The sequence below is a fragment of the Anabaena azotica FACHB-119 genome, assembly GCF_014697625.1.
Taxonomy (GTDB): Bacteria; Cyanobacteriota; Cyanobacteriia; order Cyanobacteriales; family Nostocaceae; genus Trichormus; species Trichormus azoticus_A.
Map to the genome: position 1 here is coordinate 205,371 of NZ_JACJSG010000006.1, position 12,233 is coordinate 217,603.

10 protein-coding genes are annotated in these 12,233 nt (G+C 39.9%); 8 read left to right on the forward strand and 2 right to left on the reverse strand.

The window, feature by feature from the left end; genetic code table 11:
* Window positions 1-19 precede the first annotated feature (19 nt).
* The 6 genes from H6G83_RS06290 to H6G83_RS06315 all read left to right on the forward strand — a co-directional run bounded on the left by H6G83_RS06290 (window position 20) and on the right by H6G83_RS06315 (window position 8,468).
* Window positions 20-613, forward strand: coding sequence for a hypothetical protein (locus H6G83_RS06290; protein ID WP_190468598.1), 594 nt, complete (start codon window positions 20-22; stop codon window positions 611-613).
* Window positions 614-842: 229 nt separating this feature from the next.
* Window positions 843-1,415 (forward strand): hypothetical protein, encoded by a 573-nt coding sequence (locus tag H6G83_RS06295; RefSeq protein ID WP_190468601.1) that lies wholly within the window; start codon window positions 843-845, stop codon window positions 1,413-1,415.
* Window positions 1,416-1,466: 51 nt separating this feature from the next.
* Window positions 1,467-2,402, forward strand: a complete 936-nt coding sequence (locus H6G83_RS06300) for a fimbrial biogenesis chaperone (protein WP_190468603.1) — start codon at window positions 1,467-1,469, stop codon at window positions 2,400-2,402.
* 80 nt (window positions 2,403-2,482) lie between these two features.
* Window positions 2,483-5,521, forward strand: a complete 3,039-nt coding sequence (locus tag H6G83_RS06305) for a carboxypeptidase regulatory-like domain-containing protein (RefSeq protein WP_190468606.1) — start codon at window positions 2,483-2,485, stop codon at window positions 5,519-5,521.
* 167 nt (window positions 5,522-5,688) lie between these two features.
* Window positions 5,689-7,902: a polyphosphate kinase 1 gene (ppk1, locus tag H6G83_RS06310; protein WP_190468609.1), complete on the forward strand. Its 2,214-nt coding sequence runs from the start codon at window positions 5,689-5,691 to the stop codon at window positions 7,900-7,902.
* 152 nt (window positions 7,903-8,054) lie between these two features.
* A complete protein-coding gene (locus tag H6G83_RS06315) occupies window positions 8,055-8,468 on the forward strand; it encodes a response regulator (protein ID WP_190468612.1) in 414 nt (137 codons plus the stop codon).
* 201 nt (window positions 8,469-8,669) lie between these two features.
* Here the strand turns inward: H6G83_RS06315 and H6G83_RS06320 are convergent, their stop codons facing one another.
* Window positions 8,670-8,852 carry a hypothetical protein gene (locus H6G83_RS06320; protein ID WP_190468614.1) on the reverse strand — a complete coding sequence of 61 codons (183 nt, stop codon included), beginning with the start codon at window positions 8,850-8,852 and terminating at the stop codon, window positions 8,670-8,672.
* Between the two features lie 772 nt (window positions 8,853-9,624).
* On the opposite strand from H6G83_RS06320, the gene H6G83_RS06325 reads away from it, so the two are divergent.
* Window positions 9,625-10,503: a DUF4397 domain-containing protein gene (locus H6G83_RS06325; protein WP_190468617.1), complete on the forward strand. Its 879-nt coding sequence runs from the start codon at window positions 9,625-9,627 to the stop codon at window positions 10,501-10,503.
* A gap of 451 nt (window positions 10,504-10,954) precedes the next feature.
* Window positions 10,955-11,536 carry a DUF2854 domain-containing protein gene (locus H6G83_RS06330; protein WP_190468620.1) on the forward strand — a complete coding sequence of 194 codons (582 nt, stop codon included), beginning with the start codon at window positions 10,955-10,957 and terminating at the stop codon, window positions 11,534-11,536.
* Between the two features lie 13 nt (window positions 11,537-11,549).
* Here the strand turns inward: H6G83_RS06330 and H6G83_RS06335 are convergent.
* Window positions 11,550-12,233, reverse strand: a 684-nt coding sequence (locus H6G83_RS06335; protein WP_190468623.1) for a transposase, incomplete at its 5' end; no start/stop codon positions are given.

The following is a 12,233-nucleotide window of genomic DNA, read 5'->3' on the forward strand; positions in this document are numbered from 1 at the left end:
TAGGGAGATATTTCCAATTATGAAAAACAAAATTCTCGCTCTTGCTGTTGCTGGTGCTGCTCTAGGTACTGCTGCCATCTCTGCTCCGGCTCAAGCTCAAATCCAAGGTACAGCTACTAACATTGGTGTGACCGTCACTGTACCTGAAGTGCTTTACCTGCGGACTGTGAGCCAGATCAATATTAATCTAACTCCAGACGACTTTGGATTATCGGGTGTAGATCCGGTTACTGGTGGTTATTATGGCTCTGGTCAGGGTGGTACTGCTGATCCCAGTGGGAGTAATCTTGATACAGACTCTCCCTTTGATGGATTAAATACATCTTTTGACAAAACTATTCCCAATGTCTACGCCATCTGGTCTAATAGCCCACGAAATGTTGTTACGGCCACAGTGGGAATAGGTACTAATCCGGGGACTAGCATAATTTCCGGTATACGCACAGCATTTGGTACTCCTACTGCTACAAGTACCAATGTTGCTCAAACCACTGCACCTGGTCTCACAGGCCCAGGTGCAGTTGGCTCTGTAGCTCTGGATCTGGATTTATTAAATAATGTTACAGCAGGCGATTACTCCGGGACAATCACCGTCACCGCAGCAGCTCCCTAGTTTTCCCAAAATTTGAAGGGGCGAAGAACTGCTGTGGAGATGGCAAATATACAGCAGCTTTCCCCCTCTGCACCTGAAAGCTAGGTTTAACTTAACCCCTGAAATGATCGTGATTGGTTCACAAAATCACATTTCCAGGGGTTTCCCCAACAAAATTGAGGTTCTCACCCAGTAACTCAATTGGCTAGATGCTAAAAATGCACAAACTTGATACAGACAAGTTAGCAATATGTCACCAGATAAGATTATTAAATTTTGGCTTGTAGGTGCAACTTTTCTGATGTTAACACAGCCAGATGTGAAAGCGCAGACTGCATTTTTGGGCAATACTAATCCTACAGAAATTAATCAATTATCTGTACCCCAAACCCTGGTAATTCCCCCTATCACTCAAACAGAAATTCTCCCCGCTAATGTTAGAACTGCTGGTGGTAGTGTTAGTGAAACAGTATCCAGTGAAAGAGACCTTTTTAGTCCGCCGCAGTTTTCCGCTAATCTGATTCGGGAATTTCCCACTTTTTGGAAAATGCGAGTACCTATAGAGCAAGTTGGTTTACTCAGGGCTAAATATGAACTCAGAGGTGCAAATGGTAGTGGTGATGCGGTGAGTAATTTGCAAAACCCTAGTTCTAAATTACCAGTCACCATAGAACCTTTACCTATTAGAGAAATTTCCCGCGATCAGAATAGCAATACAGCTTTAGTTGAGGGAGGCGTGAGGCTAAAAATGGATCTAAGCTCTACTCAATCGGCTGGTGCATATTTAGGTGAGTTAACAGTAACTGTTGATTTAGCCAACTAACTTTTAGTTAATATTTTACTTTTTGTAGTTTAGGGAAAATTGAAGAATAATATGCAATCGTTTCTTAAATTTAACAATATAGCATTAGGGTTGCTCGGAGCTTTAGTATTGGGTATGCCTGCGGCTCAAGCTCTGAATATTGGTGTTAGTCCCTCGCGGATTGAAATAAAAGTTAATAATCAAGGACGTTCGCAATCAATTCGCGTAGTTAACTACAGTTCGGAAACGGCAGAGTTTAAAACTACAGTAAACTCTTGGGTGATGAACGATAAAAATAAACTACAAGAAGTAGCAGGTGATGCACAATCTTTAGCCCAATGGATTGTTTTTACTCCCTCTCAATTTAAAGTTCCCCCTGGTGGATCTCAAACTGTGCGTTTTTCTGTTCGTCCTAAAGTTCAACCATCACCAGGCGAACACCGGGCTATAATTTCTTTTGAAGAAGTTTCTCCTACTCCTCAAGCAGCTAAAGGTTCAGTAAGAGTAGTGGGGAAGGTAGGAGTTGTAGTTTATGCTTCTGTGGGCGAAATTAAACGAATTGGTACATTAAATTCTGTAAATGTAGACACCAAGCCCAACGCTGTAAATGCAGCTTTTGATATTTCTAATCAAGGTAACGGTCATGTGCGGCTAACTGGTCAATATGCAGTCTGGCCTGCGGCAAAATACCCAGGTGCTGAAGCGACAAAACCCATAGCTAATTTAGGCAAACCAGACACAAAAATCACTGAACCTGTTGCCGATATAGGGTTTTTACCATCAACACCAGTGATGCCATCTGATCGGCGGAAAATATTGCTAGAAATTACCAAAAAATTAGCCCCCGGCAATTATGTTTTAGATATTAACGGCGAATTAAATGGTGTGAAAATTGACAAAGGTATACCTTTTACAGTGACAAATGCTCCTGTAGATAATAACCGGAATCAAAATCGCTCAGATTCTCAAAAGCCGAGGAATTCTATCAGAAATTTACCCCGTCGCTAATAAGTTTCTGATTAATTGCCACAAATATTTTGTAAATAGGAAGCCTTTGATGCTACCTATATAATCATGGTGATTTATTTATGTTCTACCAAGCTTACACACCCCCACCAGTAACAGATATTATTCAGTCGGAAGATGGTTCTTGTAAAAGATTAGTGGATGCTAATATTTTACAAGAAAATCGTTCAATAAATCAAACGATCTCCAAGCCTAATCCACCAGAAAGTTTACCAACGGAATTTTCTGGAAAAGTTTTAGATAGAAGTTGTAATCAAATACAAGCTAACGAAGCTAAAGCAGATTTTCAGATTGCTAATGTTGATGAATCTAGCTTAAAATCCGGTGACAACCAAGTAGTCGTCAATAGGGAAACAGCAATCACTCAAGACAACCATTCTGGTGATATACAAAATTCTAATAATCTTGCCAATGATGCTAAAAATCCTATAACAAATGTTAAAGATACTGTAAATAATCCCATAAAGAATGAGCAACTTACTAACAAATTAACTACACAAGATTCTAAAACTGTAGTAGAAAAGAAACCCTCTGAACCAAGTTTAAAGCTTGATAATATCTTGGCTAATGGTAAAACCTTATTGGTAAGTGTCATCAGCCGGGGACAAGAAATTGGTTCTTTAGAAATTTTACCGGAGGGGAATAGTTTATTAATTCCTCTGGATGATTTGGCTAAAATTGCTGGATTAGAAGTTACCAAAAATGGTGATCAAACTCAAATTAAAACACCGCTAGGGATAGTAAATCTCGTAGAAGCAGATTTAAAAAAAGTTGAAGGTATCACATATATTAGTGAGACAGTCTTAAAAGAAAAATTACTGACAGATATAAAATTAAATACTTCAGATTTAGCGTTAAATGTTGATTTTCCTTGGCGTAGAGGTGCTGGAGAATCTCGCGCTCAGGCGGCTGATTTGCAACCTGAAGTTAGACCTCCAAGTAGTGGGTTATCTAGTTTACGCCAGGAATTAAATTATTCTAATAATTCTGGTAATTCCAATTGGAACACTTCTACTCTGTTAGGCGGACGTTTAGCGGGTGGTTCATGGCGTTTAAGGTTAGATAATAATTTTGTTACCAATCCTCAATTAACTGAATATTTTTACTTTAGACGCTCAGGTCGATTTCTTTATCAGGTTGGAAAACAACAACTGAACATAAATCCTGTTTTCTCAAGTTTGAGTCTAACAGGATTGCAATTTGGTTACACCAATCTTCCCGAAACTAGATTTAGTACAAATTACAGTGCATCGGAATTACTTCCCAGGCGTTCTCAACCAAGTCAAGGATTTCGTGGTGTAGTTCCTCCTGCAAGTTTTGTACAGTTACGAGTTGGTGGAGCAATATTTGCTCAACAGCAGGTAGGATTAAGCGGAGAATACGATTTTCCAGATGTACTTTTACCCACAGGTAGAACTAATGAAATTGAACTATGGATATTTGATCGCAATAATCCGAATATACCGATAGAAATTCGTTCTGTATCCCTAAATTCTTCTGATTTGTTATTACCAGCAGGCGGTAATGTGCAGTTAGCTGGTTTAGGTGTGACTGGGAACTGGGTACAAAATAACTTATTAGATGATTTTAGTTCTACTCAAGAGGGTAAGTTTACAGGTTTCTATCAAATACGTCAAGGTATTTCTAATAATTTAACTTTGGAAGCGGGTGTACAGCTACTTCCAGAAACCACTCAAGCTCAAGCTGGTTTTGCTTGGCGTTTAGCTAATCCTTTGATTTTATCTGCAAATGTGGGTACTTCTTCTGGTGAGTTGGGTTACAGAGCAGATTTAGACTTTCAGTTAAAAAACTGGCGGGTTATAGGAGTTTCTGAGTCTTATCCTCAGCGCTATTTTAATTATAGCGGTTATTCTAATACTATTAACAACGATCGCTCTAACCATAGCTTGGATGTCAGCTATAAGTTTAGTAACGATTTCACATTAGGTTTTGTCGCCCGCAGCTACAAAAATCAAAATGATTATACTAACTATATATTGCCAAGTTTTTCCTTAAGGGCAGGGCGGAATTTATTCTTTACAGGCTTACCCAGCTATAACGGCGACTATACATTTAATGCCTCATATCAACCTACCAGAAACACTAGGTTGTTGTTTAATGCTTTTGGAAATGTATACAATTCAAATTTAAGTTACGACTTTAGCCAACAATTTGGATTATCTTTTGGTACTGAATCGGGTGGTGATTTACCTACTAGATATACCTTAACTCTAAATCGCAATGCACAAACTTTATCAGGCTTAAGCTGGCGGCTAGGTTTGGGATATAGAGATGGAGAAATAGGCCCTGTTATAGGTGCTAGTATGCGGCTAATACCGGGTTTATTCGCCAGAATTGATTATCAAGGCATTCCCTCTAGAGCAAGAAACATTTTTGGTAATAGTAATGATGAACGCTTGACAATATCATTAGTATCAGATTTATCATTTGCTGGTGGTAGGGTGTCCCCGGCTGAGTATACCTCAATTGGCAAAGATTCTGGTGCGATCGCCGGGCGTGTAGTTGTCATCGGTGGGAGGAATGGTCTTGACCTGAGTGGGGCTACTATCCGCGTATACAATAAATTTGGTCGTGATGTTGGTGCAACGGAAATTGATAGTCAAGGTAACTTCTTCATAGGTAATTTACGAGAAGGTAACTATCTAGTGCAAATTGACCCTGATGGCTTACCTGTAGAACTAGCTGTGCAGAAAACTTCTATAGTGGCTGAAGTTGCTAGTTCTGCTGTTACTAACTTAAATTTCCCGGTGAGATTAGAGTACGGTATGGCAGGTAAAATAACTGATGCTTCCGGTCAGCCGCTATCAGGGTTAGAATTAGAATTGATTGATGCTCAAGGTAAACGGGTTGCTACAGCAGTGAGTGACGAGTTTGGTCTTTACCGGATAGATGGTATACCTGTTGGTAAATACACACTGCGGGTTCCTCAGCAGGCAAATATAACTAGTAATACAAACTTACCCCAACTTGATGTAGCAATTAGCCAAGATTTCATCTATGGGCAAGATTTGAAATTACCAATTTCCGCCAGCGTCAAGCAAATACCAGATGACTCACAGACACCTAATCCTGAAAAATAGAATTGCCTGGATATAAGGGCAATATGGAAGTAGAGGTGAAAAACTACTCAACTTGATTCTACAAAAGCAATAAACTGACTACCCTTCACCTGCATGGCCGATTTCCATTACCATGTGTATTGTCATCCAAATAAATGGGCTGCATCAGGCTAGCCTGCGAGATCGCCATGCCTAAATCCAAAAAAAGTTCTCATCCGCTCAACTTAAACGATCCGCAATACTATCTTAACCGAGAGTTAAGCTGGTTAGAATTTAATAGTCGGGTTTTACACGAAGCTTTTGACCCGCGCACAAAACTCTTGGAAAGACTCAAGTTCTTAGCCATCTTCAGTTCTAACTTGGATGAGTTCTTCATGGTGCGGGTTGCAGCTTTACAACAGCAGGTAGAAGCCAAGGTTAGCCAGTTAACACCCGACGGACGCACACCCCAACAACAACTGGATGATATTCGCCTCAACCTCATCCCCCAAGTCAAAAAACAGCATCAACATTTTGAGCAAGAAATTAGACCTCTGTTAGCTCGTCATGGTATCCATATTTTTGATTACATTAACTTAACTGCCAAGCAACGCAAATATTTAGATAACTATTTTGAAGACCAAATCTTTCCCGTTCTCACACCCCTAGCCGTTGACCCCAGCCATCCTTTCCCCTACATTTCCAATCTCAGCTTGAATTTGGCTGTGGTGGTGAAAAACCCGGATACAGAAGAGGAATTGTTTGCTAGAGTCAAAGTTCCTAGTGTTCTTCCGCGCTTTTTACCTTTACCACCAGAGTTAGCATATCAAGAAGACGGACAACCAGCAAACTGGATTGGTGTACCATTAGAGCAGGCGATCGCTCATAATTTAGATTCCCTCTTTCCAGGGATGAACATCCAAGAATACCATCCCTTCCGCATTACCCGCGATGCTGACCTCGCCCTCGAAGAAGATGAAGCCGATGATTTATTATTAGCCATAGAACAAGAACTACGTAAACGCCGCATCGGTGGTTCTCCTGTCAGAATCGAAATTCAATCCCAAACCCCAGAACCCATCCGCACTAGATTACTGCAAGACCTAGACCTCGCAGAAGAAGATGTCTACGAAGTCGATGGTCTGTTGGGACTGCGAGATTTAATGTCCTTCCTGTCCCTACCATTACCCGAACTCAAAGACCCACCCCGCCAGTCGGTAGTACCTCCACGTTTACAAAGGTTGCGAGAACCAACTTTAGATCCAGAAGATGGTTTAGAGTTAGAGGAAGGTAAAGACTTTTTTTCTGTAATTCGAGAAAAAGATTTATTCGTCCACCATCCCTATCAGTCTTTTTCCGCCTCAGTCGTGCGCTTCATTACCCATGCAGCCCATGACCCGAATGTGTTAGCCATTAAAATGACATTATACCGGACTTCGGGAGATTCACCGATAGTTAACGCCCTGATTGCGGCGGCGGAAAATGGTAAGCAGGTATCCGTACTGGTAGAACTAAAAGCCCGGTTTGATGAAGAAAATAATATTTATTGGGCGAGAAGATTAGAAAGGGTGGGAGTTCATGTTGTTTATGGTTTAGTCGGTCTGAAAACCCACTGCAAAACCGTGTTGGTAGTGCGGCGAGAGAAAGACCGGATGCGCCGCTATGTACATATTGGGACTGGTAATTATAACCCGAAAACAGCTAGATTGTATACAGATTTAGGATTATTTAGTTGTCGTGAAGAATTAGGCGCGGATATTACAGATTTATTTAATTTTTTGACTGGTTATTCGCGACAAAAATCTTATCGAGAAGTGTTAGTTGCGCCTGTGAATATGCGCGATCGCTTTTTGGAATTAATTCGCCGGGAAATCACCAACGTCCAGAATGGCTCTTCTGGTCGCATTGTCGCCAAAATGAACTCCCTTGTAGACCCGCAAATTATCGCCACCTTGTACGAAGCTTCCCGTGCGGGAGTGCAAATTGATTTAATCATCCGTGGCATTTGTTGTTTGCGCCCTGGAGTCAAAGATATCAGCGAAAATATTCGCGTCATTAGCATTATTGGACGCTTCTTAGAACATTCTCGCATCTATTATTTCCATAACAATGCCCAAGAAGAAATTTATATTGGTAGTGCCGATTGGATGCGTCGTAATTTAGATAGAAGAGTAGAAGTAATTACCCCCATTAGAGATGCAGATATTGCCAAAGATTTGCAAGAAATCTTAGGCATTCTGCTAGCAGATAATCGTCAAGCTTGGGATTTGCAACCAGATGGTAGTTATATTCAACGCCGTCCAGGGGAAGATTGTCCCGAAACAAATTCACAAATCACTCTCATGAATATGGCACTACGTTCTACGGGAATAACTACAAATCTCCTTGATGCGCCAAAAAATTCTACATATACAGACAGTTAAATCAATACAATTTCTTCATAAATATTAGTTTTTCACAATTTCTCTAATTAATCTTTATAGTTTTCCCAGGATTATTCAACCATAGGATAGAGTAATTGTTGGCACGCATTCCCATAAACTGTAAGAATTACCCTATTCAATTTTCCCTGGGAATGTTAATGTTCTCCTGTGAGTCCTCTACCTTAAAGGTTCTAGTGGTTGACGATCATGAACTTACTCGTTTGACCCTAAAACTAGCTTTTTCTGGTCAAGAAAACATTCAAGTAGTGGGTCTAGCCAGTAATGGTCAAGAAGCTATAGAAATGGTCATAAACCACCATCCTGATGTTATAATTCTAGATTTACAAATGCCCGTTATGGATGGCTGGATTGCTTCTGGTCATATTAAAGCCATCTCTCCCCATACACAAATACTAGCTTATTCGTCAGTAGAAGATGCACATCTTCTCGATAGAAATACAACCCCTAACTTTGATGATGTTTGTAAGAAAGATGTGCCGACTAAAGAGCTGATTGCTTTAGTGAGACAATTGGGACAGCGTGCAGGCAATGCGTCTGCTGCATAATAACTGCATCTACTATGGTGTCATAGTTGAAAAATGGGGACTTGGGAAAATTTTATTATTTAGGAGCGTCGGTAAAATCGTAGTAGCACCGACGCAATTTTTATAGTTGGGAACAAAAGGAAGTCAACTAACATCAAATAGGCGCTTATTAACTGCCTGTATATAGATAAAACCTGCGGATGCAGGTTGAAAATTTTATATTTAATTATTGCCTGTGTCTGGAATTGTGCGTCTGTATTCTTCAATTAATTCATCGAGTTCTTCCAAAGCTTGATTCACATCAACTCTTAATATTCCCAAGTTTGGCCGTTCTAACAGGCTCAGTAAATACTCACGTTTACTTTGAACGGCTGTAATTCGTTGTTTGAGAGTTTGCAGATCCATTATTTTATATCCTCAAAAATCGCTTCAGATTTAAAGTTAACCCAAAAACGGCACGTCATGTAGCTGGCTGGGGTGAGAAATTGTATTCAGTACTTACGCAACTGGCACAGCGCGATTGCTAATTAATAGTATTAATGTACTATAAAAACTGGCGTACTCAGAAGGTATTGCGGAAATTCGTCATAGTTAGGACTTACGCAAGTGTCATCCTCAAATTAAGTGTAGGCTGCGTCAGCCCCAATAATGTCGTACACATTCTGTGGATTTTTCACATCTGACGCACCCTACCCCAAGTGCCAGTTGCGTAAGTCCTGATTGTGGTGACATACTGCCGTTCCGGGTAGGCGAGAGGCTTTTTTTGTTCAAGCTAAAAAACATATTATGAAGTTAATATCAAGCAATTGCCCAGTTAGTGAATTTTTATTAAACATTTACGTAACTGTCTTAAGAATCCTTGCATTTTGTTAAAAAGCGTGAAATATTAGAACAATGAAGCGTGCTTTCAATCACCTTCAAGCGGTTTCCACTAAAGCATTTGTCACATTAGACACTTTAAGCAAGGCACTCCATGTGCTGCTGCGATAACATACTGCCTCAGTCTCATGTCTTGAGGCAAACGTTATTGTGCGCCTGTTGTCTTTTAGGTTGACAAAGCCTGCACTCATTCATTTTAACAATCTGCATAAAAAATCTTGGCGATGATTGTCGCATGATTTTTTATGCGGAAAAAAGCTTGCTCATTTGTTATTGTTGTCTCACATCAGAGGAAGATATGTTTCTGACAAAACGATTATTCTTGGGTGCTTTGGCATTATCTTTAATGAGTTGGACTAGTTATTCATCCAAAACTTTAGCCAATTCTCAACTATCTACAAAGCCTGTAAAAGAATCTTACACTGTCAGCCTAGTAAATACTCTTCTAGATCCTCTTCTAAACCCTTATAAATGCCCTACCAAATTAAGAGTTATTAACGCTGCGGTTGCTACTGCATCACCAGTTGATGTCATTGTCAACGGTAAAAAAGTTTTGGAGAATGTAAATTTTCGTCAAGCTAGTAAATATGTAGATGTAACACCAGGAAATATTCAGGTAAGTTTTGTGCAATCTGGTACTAGCAGTACAATTGCTCAGAGAACCTTTACAGGAGCGCCTAATAGTGCTTATACAGTAGCGATAACAGGATCACTACAAGGCCCTTCAGGTCAACCATTATTTAATCAATCACCCTTTGTGATTCCAGAGGATTTAACACAGCCTAATCCTGGTAAATTTAAAGGACGTTGGTATCGCTTTTCGGAAACTAGCGCTGTTATAGATTTCCGCATTAGCAAATCCTCTAGCCCAAATGTAGATGAAACTCGGATCACAGACCTGACACCCAAAACTGCTATTCCTTACCCAGAACTTACGGCTGGTACATATAACTTCAATCCAGTTCTACCTGACCAATTTAACCCATTAATCAATAATGCCTTCAACCCACCAGTCACAGTAGAAGTTGCGAATCAACAAGTCCCGGCCGGAGTCATTTTTGATGTAATTGCTACAGGTAATGGCTTAGGCCAAGCACCTAACTCACTGCTACTCACAACTGCTACAACACAAACAGCGGCTCCTGATGCTAATGGGTGTTATCAGATTGTGCAGTAAGCAATACCAGCCAGAGAAATCTTATTTAATTTTTGAAAAAACCTGATAACTATTGAAGCGGAAGCGGCTGATTCCATCAGACCCGCTTCCGTTGCTATTAATGGGGCTTGATCTGAGATATAGCAGGGGACAAGTGATAGATAATATCAAGTTCGGCTAATTACTTATAATATGGTTGTTTTGGTCGGTAATTGGTAATAGCTAATAGGTAATTGTTGTGAGCCATTACCGATTACCGATTACCTATTACCAGCCCCCAATATATGATAAGTATTTAAGCGGACATGATATCAAACATCAATCAAGGACTTTATACATATATTTGCTTAAATGTCAACCTTAATTGTGCCAGTTTAAGGTGCGTTTGCCCTGTCCTCTGTCCCCTATCCCCTATTCCCTCTTAACGATGATAATAAAACTAATGTGTTAAGAATTTATACTATCTCAGATTATGTTACGCAAAATCTCTCTGGGAACACTTGGTTTAAGCGTTGGTAGCATATTAACCCTCATTGGCTTCGTTGCTTATGCGGCAAATAATGCCACACTCAACTTAGTGGGATTTTTTTACGGTTTCCCCCTACTATTGGGAGGGCTAGCACTCAAAGCTAACGAACTCAAGCCCATACCTTTCAGCGAAGCGACAACGCCATCAGTGTTACTCTTGCGCGAACAGCAAGCAACGGTGACTCAAAACAAAATTCGTAATGATATCATGCGATATTGTTACGGACAAGATGCCCATTTAGACGGGGCGCTATCTTACTTGGGTTTAAGTCCTACAGATGAAGAAAGACCAATAGTTACAGGTTTACGAGAAACAGAAACTAATGGTGCTTATACTCTCATCTTAGAATTTGAGTCGCCGGAAATATCACTGGAAGAGTGGCAGCAAAAGCAAGAAAAAATGACCAAATACTTTGGCCCTGGAGTTGAGGTGAAAATTACTCAAGTAGGTGAAGACGAAATTGAATTAGCACTAATTACTTTGATTAATCAAGAGTCTACAGCCATTATAGGACTTACGCATTGACAGAAAGTTGATACTATGCAGTCAATCCCAACTTCTGTGTTAGGTGTTCTAAAATAAAGTCACGAGCTACTTGAAGAGATAAATTCCTTTGGACTTCATACCAGTTTTCAATTAAATCTTCAGAGCGCATTAATTCCAATTGAGTAAAAGCTCGGATTGCGCTAAAAAAGTGAGTTTTAATTGCCTCTGATGTTCTCACCATGAATCGTCCAATACCACAGACTTGCTTGATAGCTCTGTGGTAGCACTCAATGCCCCAATGTATTGAATGCAATTCCTTAAATTCGGTTCTAGAAATTGCAGAAAGTGCATCTTCTTCAGGAGTGTACATAATGTAGTATCTGGAAGTTTCGTTTTTGAAATTTCTGAGAAATACTTTCACTTGACCAAAATTTTTTAGATACACTATTAAGCCCGATTCAGGAATTTCTAAATTTTGAACTTGAGTAAAATTTTTCCCATCAACTGAACATGAGCGATTTTTGGCTATTCCCGTTAAAAACCCTAACCCCTTGTCTTTAAAGAATTTCAGGTTTTTTTGGCTCGAATACCAAGTATCAGAAGTTACTGTTTTTGGACTTAAACCCCAATTCAAAACCTCGGCAATCATTTCTTGTAAATAATCATTCTTCGTCTTTCCCTCCTGTTTGTTATAAATGCGATAATTGACAGGCACAGATTTACCTGCTAAGTCCGT